Source organism: Lentzea flava (assembly GCF_014648475.1).
GTDB classification, from domain to species: domain Bacteria; phylum Actinomycetota; class Actinomycetes; order Mycobacteriales; family Pseudonocardiaceae; genus Lentzea; species Lentzea flava.
The window spans coordinates 81,366-98,598 of sequence record NZ_BMRE01000024.1; the positions used below are offsets into that span (position 1 = coordinate 81,366).

The window sequence follows — 17,233 nt, forward strand, 5'->3', positions numbered from 1 at the left end:
GCACATGTTTTCACGTGCGCGTGATGGAGAGCGCGATGGCCATGGCGAGTCGTTGATCGGGATCGTCGAGGGGGAGCGGCGTCACTTCGGCCATCTTCTGCATCCGGTACCGCAACGTGTTCGGGTGCACGTTGAGCTCTTTCGCCGCCGCCCGCACATCTCCTTGCGCCGCGAGCCATGCCTTCAACGTCGCCGCGTAGTGCGTCCCGTTCTCCGCGTCGTAACGCAATATATTGGATATCGGTCCGCGCGTCGGAAGGCGTCCGGCCTCGGCGACGGCGGCGAGCCGGTGCAGCAGCACCCGTGCCCAAGCGTCGTCGTACACGACCGGTGCGCCGGTGGAGAGCGCGAGGCATTCGTCGGCTTCCTGCCGCGACGTCGGCAGTTGCGTCGCCTCGGCCGGACCGCCGATCCCCGCCAGCACCGTGGCCTCGGCAGGCAGTTCGCGAACCAGCGAGCGCACCCACTCGACGGCGTCGTCGGCGGCCGGGATGACGGTGTAGAGGACGTTGCCGAACAACGCGCTCCGCCCAGGCCGCGACCAGCCGAACCCCGCGGTCGCCCGCTGGAACGCGAGCACCGCCGCCCCGTGCTCGCCCTCGCCCGCGTGGGCCTGCACCGCGATCACGCGCAGATCCGCAGACGGCAGCCCGAGCCGGGCAACGTCGGCGGACTCCGGGTGCTCCAGCAGCCTGATCACCAGGTCCGCCTCGGCCTGACGTTCGAGGTCCGTCGACGCCCGCGACCTGAGCAGGTGCAACGCCGCCGTGCGCGCGCCGTCGACCAACGCCGCCGATCGCGCGGCATCGACCGGACCTGTCACCTCCACCCACACAGACCCGAGCAGCTCACGCCCCGCGCGCACGGCGGCGACGAGCCGGTTGCCCAGCTGCGGCGTCAGCTTGGGGACGAAGATCGGCTCGTCGGACGAGGCGAGGTGCGTGAACACGCCGAACTCGTCGAGCGCGCGACGGGCCTCCTCGGGCACGCGACGGCCGAGGATGGTCTGGACGCGCACCGGATCGACGTCCTCTTGCCGATAGGAGTACGCGAGCACGCGGGACTGCTGGTCCTCGATCGTCACCGGCCCGCCGACCACGCCCGCGATCACATCGGCCAGACCGAACAGGTCACCGGTGCGCGTACCGCCGTTGACCAACGTCTGCGTGACGTTCGCAAGCTGGCCCCACGGCACAGATGGGTCCACGAGCAGCACAGCCGCGCCGGACTTCTTGGCGGCGGCGACAACACGCTCGTCGAGCGGAGGTCTGCCGTGCAACACGACCGCGGACGCCGGTGTCGAGGACACGAGCCGCGCCGCCGCGGCCACCGACGGCGTACCGAGTCCGAGAAGCACATCACCCGAGGCGGCCGGCGTGTTTTCCGCCGGATCATGCAGGGCAACCCCACGTAGCTCGACATCACGACCTCGCGGTGCGCACGCCAGATGCGTGCCCAGACTGCCGAGCACGTCCACGAGGCGATCAAGGGCGACCACTCGCGGATGTTAACCGCCGACCGGGTGTCCCCACCGTCACTCGGACGTGGGACCATTGACGCGTGGAGGTGGTGTCGTGAGCAGTCCTGACCGGAACGACACCCCGGTGTTGATCACCGAGGCGGCCCCGTCCTACGAGGAACAGCACGCCGCCCGGCGCCGCAAGTACGCGATCATGATGAGCCTGCGCTTCCCGTGCCTCATCCTCGCGGCCCTGTTCGCCCACACGTGGTGGCTCGCGCTGTTCTTCATCGTGCTGTCCGTGCCGCTGCCCTGGATGGCCGTGCTGATCGCCAACGACCGCCCGCCGCGCAAGGCCGAGAAGGCCAACCGCTACGAGGTGGAGCGCCGCGCCATCGCACCGAAGAGCCCCACGATCATCGACGGCTGACCGCCGCCAGCCCGCTCACCAGTCGAGCCGTCGCACGCCCTGCCCTTAGCAATGACTCTTTGGACTTCGTCCGCAAAAGATTCGTTGCAAAGGCTGGCACGCCTCGTCGCCTTTGCAACGAGTCTTTTGACTTCGTCCGCAAACGTTTTTTGCATGCGCGGATCGGTTGGAGCCAGGTTCGGAAGCGATCGGTGTCGGCGCCGGGCCGCTGTTCAGCGGGGTGGCTGGGCGCCTACGACGCTGACGGCGCGAGAGCCGGCGCGGACGCCGCCGCGCAGGGCGTCGTGCTTGGAGGCGCCTGCGAGCCAGGCCGCCAGGAAGCCCGCGTCGAAGGCGTCGCCGGCGCCCGTGGAGTCGATGCACTCGGTGACTTCAGCGGGGACCGAGATGATCTCGTCGGCGTCCACCCAGGACGCGCCGTCAGGGCCCGAGGTCACCACGACGGCGCCGACGTGGGTCAGCAGGGTCTTGGCGGCGGCGGGATCGGACGAGCCGGTCAGCGCCATCAACTCGTCGGCGTTGGGCATGAGGATGTCGACGCCGCGGACGTCGTCCATGAAGGCCTCGGCGGAGTGGATCAGCACCGCGGCCTGGGGGTCCACCGACGTCGTCCAGCCGGCGTCGCGGGCGGCCTCCAGCGCCGCCAGGCCCGCCGGGCGCGAGGTGGCGTCCAGCAGCACGTAGCCGGAGAGGTGCAGGTGGCCGTGGGTGGCGGCGAGCAGGCCGAGGTCCAGGTCGGCGGGGGAGAAGCGGGCGTTGGCTCCGCGGTCGGGGAGCATGGAGCGTTGGCCGTTCTCGTCGACGAGGACGACCACGCAGCACGTTGCGAGGTCCGGGTCGACGGCGAAGGCGCATTGGACGCCCGCCGAGGTCAGTTCGGCGTGCACCTGGCGGCCGGCCGAGTCCGCGCCGACTCGGGCTACCAGGACCGGGGAAGCGCCGCATGCGGCGAGCCAGACCGCGGTGTTGGCGCCCGCGCCGCCTGGCTCGATCGTCACCTTGGCGCGGACGTCGCCGCCGTGGGCGATGGGGCCGGTGTGGCGGGCGACCACGTCCAGGCCGGCATCGCCCACCACGACAACTGGCCTCATCGGAAGAGCTCCACGGCGACCTTCGAGGCGACGGAGGCGTTGTTGACGACGAGTTCCTCGTTGGCGTCGAGGCTCACGCCGGCGCTCGCGGTGTGGAAGTGCTCCAGCAGCACCGGGCTGACGTCCTTGCCGCGGACGTCCTGGTCGACGAGCTTCTGCAGGCCCTCGGCGAGGAGGCGGTCGTGCAGGGCCGCGTCCATCTCGAAGGCGGCCGGGATCGGGTTCGCCAGGAGCATGCCGCGGCCGCCCTCGGCGAAGACCGCGGCGGCTTCCGCGGGGTTCTCGACGCGCCACGGCACGTCGAACTCCGACTCGCGGCGGTAGAAGGCGGGGAAGCGGGAGGTCTGGTAGCCGATCACCGGAACCGAACGGGTCTCCAGGACCTCGAGGGTCGCGCCCATGTCCAGGATCGACTTCACGCCCGAGCAGACGATCAGGACCGGGGTCGTCGCCACCACGTCCAGGTCGGCGGACACGTCCCACGTCTCGCGCGCGCCCCGGTGCACGCCGCCGAGACCGCCGGTCGCGAAGACGCGGATGCCCGCCTGGTGCGCGAGGGCGGTGGTGGAGGCCACGGTCGTCGCGCCGCTGCGGCGCAGGGCGTAGGCGGCGCCGAGGTCGCGCAACGACAGTTTGGCCAGGTCACCCGAGGTGCAGACGCGGTCGAGCTGGGCTTCGGAAAGGCCGATGTGCGGCACACCGTCGAGCACGGCGATCGTCGCGGGCACGGCACCTGCCTCGCGCACGACCTTCTCCAGGCGTGCGGCGACGGCGAGGTTGCGAGGGGCGGGCAGCCCGTGGGACAGGATGGTGCTCTCGAGAGCGACGACGGGCCGGTTCTCGGCCAGTGCGGCGGCTACTTCCTCGGCGATCTGCAGCGTGGTCACGAGGGGACATCATCCCAGGTACCCTGGGCAGGTGAGCACCCAGACTCTCCCCGAGGTCGACGTACGGCCGGAAGGCACCGACCACACCGGGGACGACACCCCGAAGATGTTCCACTACGTGCGCAAGGCGAAGATCGCCGAGAGCGCCGTGATGGGAACGCACGTGGTCGCGCTGTGCGGCGAGGTCTTCCCGGTGACGCGGTCGCCGAAGCCCGGTTCGCCGGTGTGCCCGGAGTGCAAGAAGATCTACGACAACCTGCCTTCCGGCGGTGGCGGCGAGTAAGCCGTGAGACGAGCAGCGGGGGCGGCTTCGGCTACCTCCGCTGTTTTTCCTCTTCCGGTGACGGCCGCGGGTCCTGGATCTTGAGCGGTGCCGTCAGCTGCGTGTCGGCGGGCGACGGCGCCGAGTAGCTGTCGTTGTTCGTCTCCTGCGCCGGAGCGGCGCTCTCGGAGCGGATGCGCGACGCGGCGCGTTCCATCTCCAGGCGGCGCCAGCGGCGGCGTTGGCGGCGGGTCATCTTGGCCGGCCACTCGTCCTGGATGGCGCTGTTGAAGTACGCGCCGATGGTGATCGCCAGCCCGATGAAGAACACGAAGAGCAGGAACGCGATCGGGGTCGCGAGCGCGCCGTAGGTGTAGCCGGTGGTGGTGATCCACTGGATGTACAGGCGCAGGCCGATCGACGACAGGATGAACACGGCCATGGCGAGGATCGCGCCGGGCAGCACGCGGTGGTACGGCAGCTTCCTCGGCAGGGCGAGCTTGTAGAGCATCGACAGCGACAGCACCAGCAGCAGGGCGACGCCGGGGTAGTAGAAGCGGCCCATCCACGTCTCGATGTAGGGCTGCCAGGACGCCGGGAAGAACTGCGGCAGGATGTCCGGGCCCAGCGCCAGGACGGGCAGGCCGACCACCAGGGCCACGAGCGACACCAGGTAGAGCAGCAGGGCGAAGATCCGCTGCCAGAGCTCGTTGCGCACGCCGTACTGGCCGTGCGCCACGGTGATCGCGTCGACGAACGACGACATGGCCGACGACCCAGCCCACAGCGAGATCAGGAAGCCGACGGACACGATCTCGCCCTTGCCGGTGCTGAGTATCTCCGCGACCGTGGGCGCGATCACGCCGTTGACGACGTCCGCGCTGAAGATCGTGCGGGTGAATCCGATGATCTTCTCCTGGACGGCCTCCACCACCTCGGGACCGAACCAGTCGCCGAGGTAGCCCATCGCACCCAGCACGCCGAGCAGGAGTGGCGGGAACGACAGCGTCTGCCAGAACGCCGCCTCGGCCGCTTCTGAGAAGATGTTGCCCTGCCACGCCTTCGACAGCGTGCGCGCGAGTAGACGCAGCGGCCCCTTGCGGCCGGACCTGCGTGCGTCGTTGTCGGTAGGCGAACCCATCGCAGGGACAAGCATGGTGCATGCCGCCACGTTTCGCGGCATCGGCGCCGTGAACAGGTAGAGTCACGGTGCCCTCGGCAACGGTCTGCCTGAGGGCGCTTGCATGCCTGGGCCACGTCTGACCTGCACAAATGAGGAGAAACACGTCTGTGACAGCGACAGCAGCAATGCGACCGCTGCGGGCATGGCAGCGCCGAGCGCTGACCAAGTACCTGGCCGCCAAGCCGCAGGACTTCCTCGCCGTCGCGACACCGGGCGCGGGCAAGACGACCTTCGGACTGCGTGTCGCCGCCGAGCTGCTGGCCGACCGGACGATCGAGGCCGTCACGATCGTCACGCCCACCGAGCACCTGAAGCACCAGTGGGCTAAGGCCGCCGCCGAGCAGGGCATCCACATCGACTCGAACTTCCGCAACACCAACGCGATGACCTCCCGCGACTACCACGGCGTGGCCGTGACGTACGCGCAGGTCGCCGCCCATCCGACGCTGCACAGGGTGCGCACGGAGAACCGCAAGACGCTGGTGCTGCTCGACGAGGTCCACCACGGCGGTGACGCGAAGTCGTGGGGTGAGGCGATCCGCGAGGCGTTCACGCCCGCGGTCCGCCGGCTGTGCCTCACCGGCACGCCGTTCCGCTCGGACGACTCGCCGATCCCGTTCGTCACGTACGAGGAGGGCCCCGGCGGCTTCAAGACGTCCAAGGCCGATCACACGTACGGGTACGCTGACGCGTTGCGCGACGGCGTCGTGCGGCCCGTGCTGTTCCTGGCGTACTCGGGCGAGGCGTCGTGGCGGACCAGCGCGGGCGAGGAGTTCACGGCGCGGCTGGGGGAGCCGCTGACGCAGGAGCAGACCACCCGCGCGTGGCGAACGGCCCTGGACCCGGCGGGCGACTGGATGGCTTCCGTGCTGCGCGCCGCCGACCAGCGACTGACGCAGAAGCGCGAGAACGGCCTGCCGGACGCCGGTGGCCTGGTGATCGCGACCGACCAGGAGACCGCGAAGGCCTACGCGCAGGTGCTCCAGCGCGTCACCGGCCACATCCCGACGCTCGTCCTCTCCGACGACCCCAAGGCGTCGGGCAAGATCGCTGAGTTCGCCGCGACGAACGAACGCTGGATGATCGCCGTCCGGATGGTGTCCGAAGGCGTCGACGTGCCGCGTCTCGCGGTGGGCGTGTACGCGACGTCGTCGTCGACGCCGCTCTTCTTCGCTCAGGCCATCGGACGCTTCGTGCGTGCCCGCAAACCCGGCGAGACCGCCTCGGTGTTCCTTCCGTCGGTGCCCGTGCTGCTGCAGCTCGCCTCCGAGCTGGAGGCCGAGCGCGACCACGTGCTGGGCAAGCCGCACCGCGAGAAGGACGGCTGGGACGACGAGCTGCTCGCCGCCGCGAACCAGACCAAGGACGAGCCTGGCGAGGACGAACGCGCCTTCACCGCCCTGGGCACCACGGCCGAGCTCGACCAGGTGATCTTCGACGGCGCCTCGTTCGGCACGCCGACCTTCGCCGGCTCGGAGGAGGAGCAGGAGTACCTGGGCCTGCCGGGGCTCCTCGAACCCGACCAGGTGCGCACCCTGCTCATGCAGCGGCAGGAGGAGCAGCTCGCGTCCGCGGCCAAGCGGCCCAAGCCGGAGGTGGCGGTGCGGGAGGCGAGGCCCGCCAGCGTGCAGGAACGCCTCGCCTCACTGCGCAAGGAGCTCAACACCCTCGTCGCCATGCACCACCACCGCACGAAGAAGCCGCACGGCAAGATCCACAATCAGCTGCGGGAGTACTGCGGTGGGCCGCCGACCGCGATGGCCAGCATCGAGCAGCTCGAGGAACGTATCGCCACGCTCCGCTCCTGGTAGGACACCTCAGATGGAAAACGCCTACTAGAGCGCGTGCGGACCTTTGCAATGAGTCTTTTGACTTCGTCCGCAAACGTTTTTTGCATGCGGTGGGCGGGCGAGCGGGACAGTTGATATGCGATATATCAGTTGCGGGTGACGGCTACGGCGAGGGTTCGGTAGTTCGAGGTGAAGCTGCCGCCGAGGGTGTCGATGGCGGTGCGGACGCTGTCCAGGATCTCGGCGGTCTGCTCTTCGGTGAGCAGGGCGATGGGGCTCATCGTGAGGATCAGGTCGAGGTACTCGTCGGTGGTGTAGGTCTTGTCCCAGTCGGCGCTCCACTGGCCGAGCTCGGTGAACTCGCCGGTGGCGACGAACTTCTCGGCGGTGCGTTCGCAGCCCCATTGGTAGAACTTCAACGACTCCTCGTGGGAGTGGCCGACGCGGATGCTCGCGTCGGGCGCGACCCGTTGATAGGTGTCGGCGAGTGCCTGGGCGATCGAGTCCGGCGTCGAGAACACGTGCCACAGTGCGACGAACACGCCGCCGGGTCGCAGCACCCGTGCGGCCTGGCGCGGGCCCTGTTCGGGGTCGACCCAGTGCCACGACTGGCCCGCGACGACGGCGTCGAACTCGCGGCCGGCGGGATCCCAGGTCTCGAACTTCGACACCTCCACCGGCACGCCGGTCTCGCGGGCGACGCCGGCCATGAGCTCGTCGTGTTCGACGCCGACGACCTCGCATCCCGCGGCGATCAGCTGGCGGGACAGGGTGCCGGTGCCGCAGCCGACGTCGACGACGCGCGGGCCGGGGCTTGCGGTGACGACGCGTTCCACCAGTTCGTCGGGATAGGGAGGTCGGGTGCGGTCGTAGCGGGCGGCACCCGCGCCGAACGCTTTGGCGAGCCGGTCGCCGAGTTCCTTGTCGAACTTCTCCGGCTCTGGTTCGTTGGGTAAAGTGGGCATGTGCCCACCATAGTGGGCAAGCGCCCACTTGAGCTAGGAGAAGTTTGCGTGCCCACCGGTGTGCACCTGCGCGACGTGCGGGAACAGCTGTTCAACGCTGCGGAGCGTCTCCTGGTCGAGGGTGGGCCGAGTGCGCTCACCAGTCGCGCGGTGACAACCGAGGCCGGGGTGGCCAAGGGGGTGCTGCACCGGCACTTCGACGACTTCGACGCGTTCCTCGCGGAGTTCGTCCTCGACCGCGTCGACAAGATGGACGAGCGGGCGAAGGCGCTCCTGCGAGCCGCGGGGACAGGGTCTGTTGTCGACAACCTCGCCGAGGCGATCGCGGCGGTCTTCGGCTCGGTCGCCGTCGCGATGGTCGCTCTCGTGACGTGCCGGGACGACCTGCGCAGGAGGTTGCGGGAGGTGTGGCCCGCCGGTGTCCCGGTGCTCACGGAGGCCGCGATCATGTTCAAGGACTACCTGGAGCGCGAACGCGAACTGGGGCGTGTGGGTGACCTCGACGCGGACGGGGTGGCGCCGATGCTCATCGGCACCGGGCACCTGCTCTTCGCCGATCGGGAGAGTCCGCCGGAGATGGAAGCTGTGCGCCGAATGGTGGCTGGCGTTGTTGCGCCGTGGTTACGCTCTCACAACTCTGAGTGACTAAATTTCGTCACGGTTACCGCATCGTTGCGACTTAATCGATCCAGTGTGGTTCCGGTCACGCATATGTCGGGCATACGTTGTGCGCCACAACATTCTCTGTGACACAGCGCAGTGAAAGGGATGGCGGATGCGCAGCAAGAGCCTCGCTTCCATCGCCGTTGCCACGGGCCTCGCCCTGGCAGTTTCGGCGTGTGGCGCCAACACGTCCTCCAACACCGGAGGCAGCACGGACACGAAATCTGGCAACAGCGGGGGCGCAAAGGTCGGCGTGATCCTTCCTGAGACCGCCTCGTCCGCCCGCTGGGAGGGCTTCGACAAGCCGCTGCTCGAGGCGGCGTTGAAGAAGGAGGGGCTCGACCCCGACATCCAGAACGCGCAGGGCGACGTTCAGAAGTTCAGCACCCTGGCCGACGGCATGATCAACGCCGGCGTCAAGGTCCTGATCATCGCGACGCCCAACAGCGAGGTCGGCGCTTCGGTCGCCAAGAAGGCGCAGGCGCAGGGCATCCAGGTCATCGACTACGACCGCCTGAACACCGGTGGCACCTCGTCCTACTACGTGTCGTTCGACAACGTGAAGGTCGGCGAGCTGCAGGGCCAGGGCTTCGCGGACGCGATGAAGGACAAGCCGCAGGGCGCGAACGTCATCGAGATCGAGGGCGCGCCGACGGACAACAACGCCACCCTGTTCGCGCAGGGCCAGCGCAAGGTCCTCGACCCGCTCTACAGCTCCGGCAAGCTCAAGCTGGTCCAGTCCCAGCCGATCGACAACTGGGACAACCAGAAGGGCGGCCAGGTCTTCGAGCAGATCCTGACCAGCAACGGCGGCAAGGTCGACGGCGTCGTCGCCGCGAACGACGGCCTCGCGGGCGCCGTGATCACGGTGCTGAAGAAGGTCGGCCTCAACGGCAAGGTGCCGGTCACCGGTCAGGACGCCACCCCGGACGGCCTGCAGGCCGTGCTCCGCGGTGACCAGTACATGACCGTCTTCAAGCCCATCAAGGACGAGGCCGAGGCCGCCGCCAAGCTGGCCGCCGCGCTCGCCAAGGGCGACACCGCCGCCGCCGACGCCCTCGCGACCGGCAAGACCAAGGACGACAAGGGCAACCGCGAGGTCAAGTCCGTCCTGCTGACCGCTCAGCTGATCACCAAGGACAAGGTCAAGTCCGTCGTGGACGCCGGCTTCGTCAAGGCCTCGGAGATCTGCGTGGCCGACACCCAGGCCGCCTGCACCGAGCTCGGCATCAAGTAGGACCGCTTGCGTCGTGGCGGGGTGCGGCACCTGCGCACCCCGCCTCGGCGCGTGGTAACACGGAGGAAACCCCAGTGAGCGAGCCGATTCTCGAGCTGCGCGGCATCAACAAGAGCTTCGGCCCCGTGCACGTCCTGCACGACATCGACCTCACCGTCAACCCCGGCGAGGTCACCGCGCTCGTCGGCGACAACGGCGCGGGCAAGTCGACGCTGGTCAAGTGCATCGCGGGCATCCACCCGACCGACTCGGGTGAGGTCCTTTTCGAGGGACAGCCGGTGCACATCAAGGGCCCGCGCGACGCCGCGGCGCTCGGGATCGAGGTCGTCTACCAGGACCTCGCGCTGGCCGACAACCTCGACATCGTCCAGAACATGTTCCTCGGCCGCGAGCGCACCAAGGGTGGCCTGCTCGACGAGACGGACATGGAGCAGGCCGCGCGCAAGACGCTGGCCTCGCTGTCGGTGCGCACGGTCAAGTCGGTGCGCACGCAGGTCTCGTCGCTGTCCGGTGGTCAGCGCCAGACCGTGGCGATCGCCAAGGCCGTGCTGTGGAACAGCAAGGTCGTGCTGCTCGACGAGCCCACCGCGGCGCTCGGCGTCGCCCAGACGCGGCAGGTGCTCGACCTGGTCCGCCGGCTCGCCGAGCAGGGCCTGGGCGTCGTCCTGATCAGCCACAACATGAACGACGTCTTCGAGGTCGCCGACAAGATCGCGTGCCTCTACCTCGGACGCATGGCCGCGGTCGTGGGGTCCAAGGACGTCACGCACGGCCAGGTGGTCGAGCTGATCACCGCCGGTCGTTCCGGTGACCTGGGCATCGCCCGCCCCGAGGCGGCGACGATCTGATGAGTTCCGAAGAGGCGAGCATGACCAAGACCACCGAGACGTCCGAGCAGGAGAACCCTCAGCAGGGGGCCATCTCCGACTTCGGCATCGACACGACCTCCATGTCCACCGGTGAGGCGGTGCGCGACTACTGGGCCAGGGTCCGCGGCGGCGAGCTCGGCTCGTTGCCCGCTCTGCTCGGGATGGTCGTGCTGCTCATCGTGTTCAGCTCGTTGTCCGACACGTTCTTCACCCTCGGCAACCTCGCCAACCTGCTCCAGCAGGGCGCCAGCATCACGATCATCGCGATGGGCCTGGTGTTCGTGCTGCTGCTGGGCGAGATCGACCTGTCCGCCGGTACCGCGTCCGGCGTGACGGCGTCGGTGATGGCACTGCACCTGATCCACAACGGCAACCTGCTCGGCGGCATGGGCGACACGGTGTTCTACGTGTTCTGCGGCCTGCTGGTGCTCGCGATCGTGCTCGCGGTGCTGATGAAGATCTGGGCGGGCGCCGCGCTGTCGGCCATTGCGCTGATCATTGCCGCGGTAGGCATCCCGGCCAACGCCTGGCTGGAGATGCTGCTCGCGGTCTGCGTTGGCTCGGCCATCGGCTGCATCACCGGCTTCCTGGTCGCCAGGGTCGGCATCCCGTCGTTCGTCGTGACCCTGGCCCTGTTCCTCGTCTGGAACGGCGTGGTGCTGCAGTTCATCGGTCAGGGCGGCACGCTCGGCCTGCGCGACGACACCATCTTCAACGTCGCCAACGGCAACCTGAACTTCGTGGGCTCGTGGGCGTTGTTCGTCATCGCCGTCGGTGGCTACGCGGCCGTCGTGCTCACGCGGCACTTCTCCCGGCTGCGCAAGGGACTCGTCGCCCAGCCGACGTCTCTGGTGCTCGCGAAGATCGGTGCGCTCGCGCTGCTGGCGGCGGTCATCACCTACGCGCTCTCGCTCAACCGGGCGCCGAGCAACCTCGTGGTGATCCAGGGCGTGCCGTACGTGGTGCCTCTGGTGCTCGTCCTGCTGGTGATCGGCACGTTCGTGCTCGACCGCACCAGTTACGGCCGGCACATCTACGCCGTCGGCGGTAACAAGGAGGCCGCTCGCCGCGCCGGTATCAACGTCGAGCGCATCCGCATGAGCGTGTTCGTGATCGCGTCTTCCGCGGCCGCGATCGGCGCGATCGTGTACTCGTCGAAGGTCGGCTCGGTCGACCCGAACGCCGGTGGCGGCAACACGCTGCTGCTGTCGGTCGGTGCGGCCGTCATCGGTGGCACGTCGCTGTTCGGTGGCAAGGGCCGCCTGCGCGACGCGGTCATCGGTGGTGCGGTGCTGGCGATCATCTCCAACGGCATGGGCCTGCTCAAGCAGCCCGCCGCCGTCGTCTACATCGTGACCGGCCTGGTCCTGCTGCTCGCCGCGAGCGTCGACGCGTTGTCCCGCCGCCGGGCGGCCAACGCGGCTCGATGACGCGGTGACGGGACCTACGTCCGGCACCCGTCCCGACGAGATCCGCAGGCACAACAGGACGGCGCTGCTGCGTCGCCTGCACGTCGACGGACCGTCCACCAGGGCGTCGCTCGCGGCTGAGCTCGGCCTCAACCGCAGCACGATCAAGGCCCTGGTGGACGGCCTCGCCGAAGCCGGTGTGGTGGCCGAACGCGTGCCCGCTCAGCGCAGCGGTGCCGGCCGCCCCTCGTTGCTCGTCCTGCCCCAGCCGCAGGCCGCGGTCGTCATCGCGATCGACGTGCGGGTGGAGCAGGTGGCGATGGGGTTCGTCGGCCTCGGCGGGGAGATCCTCGGGCGGGACAGCTGGAACCTGTATCACCGGACGCGTGATCCGGGGGAGGTCATCACGCACATCGTCGAGTCGGCGCGCCTCATGGCCGACGACCTCGACGTCACCGCGGTCGGGGTCGGCGTGTCGGTGCCGGGTGTCGTGCGGCGCTCGGACGGCCAGGTGCACGAGGCGCCGAACCTGCACTGGACCGGGGTCGCGCTCGGCAAACGCCTGGAGGCGGTGCTGAAACTGCCGGTCCAGGTCGGCAACGACGCGGAGCTCGGAGCGCTGGCGGAGCACGTGCGCGGCGCGGCCAGGGCGTCCTCGGACATGGTCTACATCTCCGCGGACGTCGGCGTCGGCGGCGGGGTGATCCTGTCCGGGCAACCGTTGCGCGGCAGCGGTGGCTACGTCGGCGAGCTCGGGCACATGGTGGTGAATCCGCGTGGCCGGCGTTGCTACTGCGGCTGCCACGGGTGCTGGGAGACCGAGGTCGGCGAACCCGCTCTGTGCCGGGCTCTGGGGCTGCCCGACGACGCGCCGCGCGGTGCCGTCGTCGCGGCGCTGCGGGCGTTGGACGACCCGTCGTTGCTGGAGGAGTTCGCGGACTGGCTGGCGCTGGGGCTCGCGAACATCGTCAACGTGCTGGGACCCGAACTGGTCGTGCTCGGTGATCTCTACACCGCGCTGCCACCGGCACTCGTGGACTCGGTGGGCGCTGTCGTGCAGCAACGGAGCCTGGTGTCGCGCGCGGTCGGCGGCACGCAGATCGTGACGTCGCCGCTGGGCCGCGACGCGAAGCTGATCGGCGCGGCCGAGCTCGCCTTCGAGCCGGTGCTCGACACGCTCTAGAAAGCGCTCTGGAAAGCGAAGGGGGCGGAGATCCTTCGAAGAGGATCTCCGCCCCGAGCGGCTAGGTGGGGTGGATCAGCCCTGCTGAATCTCAGCGGCGAGCTCGCGCAACTTCTCACTGTGTGCGCGGGCGTGGTGCCCGCAGAACAGCAGCTCGCCCCCGGACGGGAGAACGGCGCGAACCTGGGCAGCAGCCCCGCAGCGGTCGCAGCGGTCGGCAGCGGTCAACTCGGGGCGGGTGAGTGCTGCAGTCATGATGAATCTCCCTCCGTCCCAGCACCGGCAACGTTGTTGTTTTCGGTGCCCTCTTACCAAGCTGCGACCACGGCGCCCCTGGCTGGTGCGCGGTGCTCGCTGGCTCCACTCTGACAGACGTTTCGGCGATAGTCAGTGTTCCCGTGTGCGTGGCGACTCGCGTCACTATGCGATTTACCCGTCTGCAGCAGGTTCACACCTGGGTTCGCCACCGGTTCACCGTCTTGACACGCACGGAGCGCAACCGGAAACCCGCTGGTGGAGCAGCGAATTCGGGCCGTTCGGTCGGTTGCGTGCGACCGGGAGCGTGATATCGGTTGCCTTTGTCCGCCCGCAGCGAACAGGTCACGAACGTCCCACGATTCGGACGCGGCACCGTGATCGAACTCCCGGATCGCACGCTGTGCGGGCCCCTCTTGATGATCAGCTCGCGAGGGCCGCGCTGATCGCTCGTGCGGCGTGCCCCACGGCCTCCCTCAGAGCCGTGGCGCTGCGACCGCTGTCGAGCACCGCGGACACGGTGCCGATGACACTGCTGGACGGCGTGCGCACCGGAGCGCTGACGAACTCCATGCCCGCCGGAACCGTGGCGCCGGGACGCAGCCGTGCCACGTCCTCCGCGCGCACGATGCTCGCCGCGGCGACGAGCACCCGGTCGCGCCGGGGCACCGCGAGGATGGTCGACGTCCTGATCGTCGCGGACAACGCGCGCAACGGCTGGCGTGCCACCCGGAGAATGCCGGGCGCCGGCTCCCACGCCTGCCCGAGCCGGAACATCTGCGCGCCGATGCGGTAGCGGCCGCGCACGTTCTCGACCGCGCCGAGGACCTCCATCTGGTCCAGAAGGCGGTGCACCGTCGTCTTCGGCATCTCGCAGCGGTCGGCGAGTTGCGTGAGCCCCAGCTCACCCTCGTCCATCAGCTTGTCCAGCAGCGAGAAAGCCCCTTCGAGTACTGACCTGCCCATGTGTTCAGCCCCCTCGTTCCGATCTCCGGAACTGTCCCTGTGCACCCCTCCGGCACAGCCACACACTGATGGTGTCGTGAGGTACATAGGCGGCACATGAGTACATGGGTACTCATCTTTCGCATGCGTCCGATCACACCTGGTCACGGTGTGAGTGAAACTTCCGGAACAAAAAGATCCCCGCACCGAACCGGTGCGGGGATCTCTGCGTATGTCCGAGTAGGGACTAGTCGAGGTAGTCGCGCAGGACCTGCGAACGCGACGGGTGACGCAGCTTCGACATCGTCTTGGACTCGATCTGGCGGATGCGCTCACGCGTGACGCCGTAGACCTGGCCGATCTCGTCCAGCGTGCGCGGCTGGCCGTCGGTGAGGCCGAAGCGCAGCCGGACGACGCCCGCCTCGCGCTCGGACAGGGTCGCGAGCACGGACTGCAGCTGGTCCTGCAGCAGCGTGAACGAGACGGCGTCGACCGCGACGACGGCCTCGGAGTCCTCGATGAAGTCGCCGAGCTGGCTGTCGCCCTCGTCGCCGATCGTCTGGTCCAGCGAGATCGGCTCACGCGCGTACTGCTGGATCTCCAGCACCTTCTCCGGCGTGATGTCCATTTCCTTGGCGAGCTCTTCCGGCGTGGGCTCGCGGCCCAGGTCCTGCAGCAGCTCGCGCTGGATGCGGCCCAGCTTGTTGATGACCTCGACCATGTGCACCGGGATGCGGATGGTGCGGGCCTGGTCGGCCATCGCGCGGGTGATCGCCTGCCGGATCCACCAGGTGGCGTACGTGGAGAACTTGTAGCCCTTGGTGTAGTCGAACTTCTCGACGGCGCGGATCAGACCCAGGTTGCCCTCCTGGATCAGGTCCAGGAACGCCATGCCGCGGCCGGTGTAGCGCTTGGCCAGCGACACGACGAGGCGGAGGTTCGCCTCGAGCAGGTGGTTCTTGGCGCGCTCGCCGTCACGGACGATCCAGCGCAGGTCGCGGCGCAGCTGCGGGGTGAGCTTCTCCTGCTCCTCCTCCGCGCGGCGCACGCGCTCGGCGGCGTAGAGACCCGCCTCGATGCGCTTGGCGAGCTCGACCTCCTCCTCGGCGTTGAGGAGGGCGACCTTGCCGATCTGCTTGAGGTAAGCGCGGACGGAGTCGGCCGAGGCGGTGAGCTCCGCGTCCTTGCGCGCCTGGCGCAGGGCCTCGGACTCCTCCTCGTCCCAGACGAAGTCGCCCTCGTTCTTGGGGTCCTCCGCCTCCTCCGGCTCGTCCACCAGAGGCTCGTCGACGAGTTCGACGTCGTCGGTCAGGTCCTCGGCGCCGGGAGCGCCTTCCATGTCGTCCGGCTCTTCGCCGTCGACCTTCTTGGTCGTGCCCTTCGCGGCAGGATCGGCCTTGCCTGCCGTCTTGCGCGGGGTCTTCGCGCCGGCGGCCTTGGCGGCGGGCTTCTTCGCTGCCGCAGCGGTCGTCTTGCGCTTCGGCTTCTCCTCGGCCTCGCCGGCCGCGGTCGCCTTGGTCGTCTTGGCGGCGCTCGCGGCGGAGCTGGAGCGTCGGGTTGCGGTTTCTGCGGCTGCCACGTACGCCCTTTCGCGACGGTCGTTCAAGGCAAACCAGAGGGCGCGAAACCTCGGTCGCCAGAGTTCAGGGGATCTCCCCGCCGATCTTGCTTGGCGGGTGTGCGTTCCATTGTAACGACGTCGGTGACTCGGTGTTGCGCCCCGAGGTCGTTCGGGGCGCTCTCACCTGCGTTCTCGCAGCTAGATCGAGTCGGACACGTTTCGGTGTCGAACGGGCACTACGGGCGAACGCCGTGCGCGGCGGCCCACGCGGCACCCACGATGCCCGCGTCGTTCTTCAGTGCGGCCGCAACCACCTCGGTGCGCACCTCGAGCAGCGGCAACCACTTCTGCGCCTTCTTGCTCACGCCACCGCCCGCGATGATGAGGTCGGGCCAGATGAGGTCCTCGAGGACGTTGATGTACCGCGTGACCCGCGGCGTCCACTCCTCCCAGGACAGGCCCTTGTCCTCCTTCACCGACGCGGCCGCGCGCTTCTCCGCGTCGTGCCCGTCGACCTGCAGGTGGCCGAACTCGGTGTTCGGAACCAGCTTGCCGTCGAGGAACACCGCGCTGCCGATGCCCGTGCCGAACGTCAGCAGCACCACGGTGCCGTCCTTGCCGACGCCCGCGCCGAACGACATCTCCGCGATGCCGGCCGCGTCCGCGTCGTTCATCACGACGATGTCCTCGGGCTTGCGCTTGAGACGCTCCGCGAAGAGCTGCTGCGCGTCGCAGTTGATCCAGCCCTTGTCCACGTTCGCCGCGCTCAGCGCCACACCGTGCTTGACCACGCAGGGGAGCGTGACGCCGACAGGACCCTCCCACTGGAACTTCTCGACGATCTCGGCCACGACGTCGGCGACCGCGTCCGGAGTCGAGGGCTGAGGCGTGGGGATCCGCATGCGTTCGCCGTCCAGTGCTCCTGCCTCGAGGTCGACAAGGCCGCCCTTGACGCCGGAGCCGCCGATGTCCACACCGAACCCGCGGGTGATGCCCATCCCCGTGGTCCTTCCTACTAGATCCAGCTGGTTTCGATTCAGAAAT

General features: G+C 68.9%; 17 protein-coding genes. 8 read left to right on the forward strand and 9 right to left on the reverse strand.

What is annotated here, in order from left to right; genetic code table 11:
* Window positions 1-10: 10 nt before the first annotated feature.
* Complete coding sequence (locus tag IEZ09_RS25525; protein ID WP_189256281.1) at window positions 11-1,498, reverse strand: PucR family transcriptional regulator; 1,488 nt, start codon at window positions 1,496-1,498, stop codon at window positions 11-13.
* A gap of 76 nt (window positions 1,499-1,574) precedes the next feature.
* Here IEZ09_RS25525 and IEZ09_RS25530 point away from each other — a divergent pair, with 76 nt between their 5' ends.
* Window positions 1,575-1,889, forward strand: coding sequence for a DUF3099 domain-containing protein (locus tag IEZ09_RS25530; protein ID WP_189256282.1), 315 nt, complete (start codon window positions 1,575-1,577; stop codon window positions 1,887-1,889).
* A gap of 212 nt (window positions 1,890-2,101) precedes the next feature.
* On the opposite strand, the gene IEZ09_RS25535 is transcribed toward IEZ09_RS25530, so the two are convergent.
* Together IEZ09_RS25535 and IEZ09_RS25540 are read right to left on the reverse strand one after the other, a co-directional pair.
* Window positions 2,102-2,980, reverse strand: coding sequence for a carbohydrate kinase family protein (locus tag IEZ09_RS25535; protein ID WP_189256283.1), 879 nt, complete (start codon window positions 2,978-2,980; stop codon window positions 2,102-2,104).
* Window positions 2,977-3,867, reverse strand: a complete 891-nt coding sequence (locus tag IEZ09_RS25540) for a pseudouridine-5'-phosphate glycosidase (protein WP_189256284.1) — start codon at window positions 3,865-3,867, stop codon at window positions 2,977-2,979. The genes IEZ09_RS25535 and IEZ09_RS25540 overlap by 4 nt, the downstream gene beginning before the upstream one ends.
* 31 nt (window positions 3,868-3,898) lie before the next feature.
* On the opposite strand from IEZ09_RS25540, the gene IEZ09_RS25545 reads away from it, so the two are divergent.
* Window positions 3,899-4,150 carry a DUF3039 domain-containing protein gene (locus IEZ09_RS25545; protein ID WP_189256285.1) on the forward strand — a complete coding sequence of 84 codons (252 nt, stop codon included), beginning with the start codon at window positions 3,899-3,901 and terminating at the stop codon, window positions 4,148-4,150.
* A 31-nt stretch (window positions 4,151-4,181) separates the two neighbouring features.
* On the opposite strand, the gene IEZ09_RS25550 is transcribed toward IEZ09_RS25545, so the two are convergent.
* Window positions 4,182-5,270, reverse strand: coding sequence for a YihY/virulence factor BrkB family protein (locus IEZ09_RS25550; RefSeq protein ID WP_229812953.1), 1,089 nt, complete (start codon window positions 5,268-5,270; stop codon window positions 4,182-4,184).
* 167 nt (window positions 5,271-5,437) lie between these two features.
* On the opposite strand from IEZ09_RS25550, the gene IEZ09_RS25555 reads away from it, so the two are divergent.
* Window positions 5,438-7,123 carry a DEAD/DEAH box helicase gene (locus tag IEZ09_RS25555; protein WP_189256323.1) on the forward strand — a complete coding sequence of 562 codons (1,686 nt, stop codon included), beginning with the start codon at window positions 5,438-5,440 and terminating at the stop codon, window positions 7,121-7,123.
* A 125-nt stretch (window positions 7,124-7,248) separates the two neighbouring features.
* On the opposite strand, the gene IEZ09_RS25560 is transcribed toward IEZ09_RS25555, so the two are convergent.
* Window positions 7,249-8,067: a class I SAM-dependent methyltransferase gene (locus IEZ09_RS25560; RefSeq protein WP_189256287.1), complete on the reverse strand. Its 819-nt coding sequence runs from the start codon at window positions 8,065-8,067 to the stop codon at window positions 7,249-7,251.
* 48 nt (window positions 8,068-8,115) lie between these two features.
* Here IEZ09_RS25560 and IEZ09_RS25565 point away from each other — a divergent pair, with 48 nt between their 5' ends.
* The 5 genes from IEZ09_RS25565 (at window position 8,116) to IEZ09_RS25585 (ending at window position 13,428) form a co-directional block, all read left to right on the forward strand.
* The gene (locus IEZ09_RS25565; RefSeq protein WP_189256288.1) at window positions 8,116-8,712 is read left to right on the forward strand and encodes a TetR/AcrR family transcriptional regulator; all 597 of its coding nucleotides are present in this window, start codon (window positions 8,116-8,118) and stop codon (window positions 8,710-8,712) included.
* 130 nt (window positions 8,713-8,842) lie between these two features.
* Window positions 8,843-9,967 carry a sugar ABC transporter substrate-binding protein gene (locus tag IEZ09_RS25570; RefSeq protein WP_189256289.1) on the forward strand — a complete coding sequence of 375 codons (1,125 nt, stop codon included), beginning with the start codon at window positions 8,843-8,845 and terminating at the stop codon, window positions 9,965-9,967.
* A 74-nt stretch (window positions 9,968-10,041) separates the two neighbouring features.
* Window positions 10,042-10,815, forward strand: a complete 774-nt coding sequence (locus IEZ09_RS25575) for an ATP-binding cassette domain-containing protein (RefSeq protein WP_189256290.1) — start codon at window positions 10,042-10,044, stop codon at window positions 10,813-10,815.
* A 20-nt stretch (window positions 10,816-10,835) separates the two neighbouring features.
* Entirely contained in the window at window positions 10,836-12,266 is a 1,431-nt protein-coding gene (locus IEZ09_RS25580; RefSeq protein ID WP_189256291.1) for a sugar ABC transporter permease, read from the forward strand.
* 4 nt (window positions 12,267-12,270) lie between these two features.
* Entirely contained in the window at window positions 12,271-13,428 is a 1,158-nt protein-coding gene (locus IEZ09_RS25585; RefSeq protein WP_189256292.1) for an ROK family transcriptional regulator, read from the forward strand.
* 75 nt (window positions 13,429-13,503) lie between these two features.
* Here the strand turns inward: IEZ09_RS25585 and IEZ09_RS25590 are convergent, their stop codons facing one another.
* The 4 genes from IEZ09_RS25590 to ppgK all read right to left on the reverse strand — a co-directional run bounded on the left by IEZ09_RS25590 (window position 13,504) and on the right by ppgK (window position 17,187).
* Window positions 13,504-13,683 (reverse strand): DUF7455 domain-containing protein, encoded by a 180-nt coding sequence (locus tag IEZ09_RS25590; protein WP_239569355.1) that lies wholly within the window; start codon window positions 13,681-13,683, stop codon window positions 13,504-13,506.
* A 423-nt stretch (window positions 13,684-14,106) separates the two neighbouring features.
* On the reverse strand, window positions 14,107-14,649 hold the full coding sequence (locus tag IEZ09_RS25595) for a helix-turn-helix domain-containing protein (RefSeq protein ID WP_052685410.1): 543 nt from the start codon (window positions 14,647-14,649) through the stop codon (window positions 14,107-14,109).
* Between the two features lie 226 nt (window positions 14,650-14,875).
* The gene (locus IEZ09_RS25600) at window positions 14,876-16,207 is read right to left on the reverse strand and encodes an RNA polymerase sigma factor (RefSeq protein ID WP_370467750.1); all 1,332 of its coding nucleotides are present in this window, start codon (window positions 16,205-16,207) and stop codon (window positions 14,876-14,878) included.
* Between the two features lie 218 nt (window positions 16,208-16,425).
* A complete protein-coding gene (ppgK, locus tag IEZ09_RS25605; protein ID WP_189256294.1) occupies window positions 16,426-17,187 on the reverse strand; it encodes a polyphosphate--glucose phosphotransferase in 762 nt (253 codons plus the stop codon).
* Window positions 17,188-17,233: the final 46 nt, after the last annotated feature.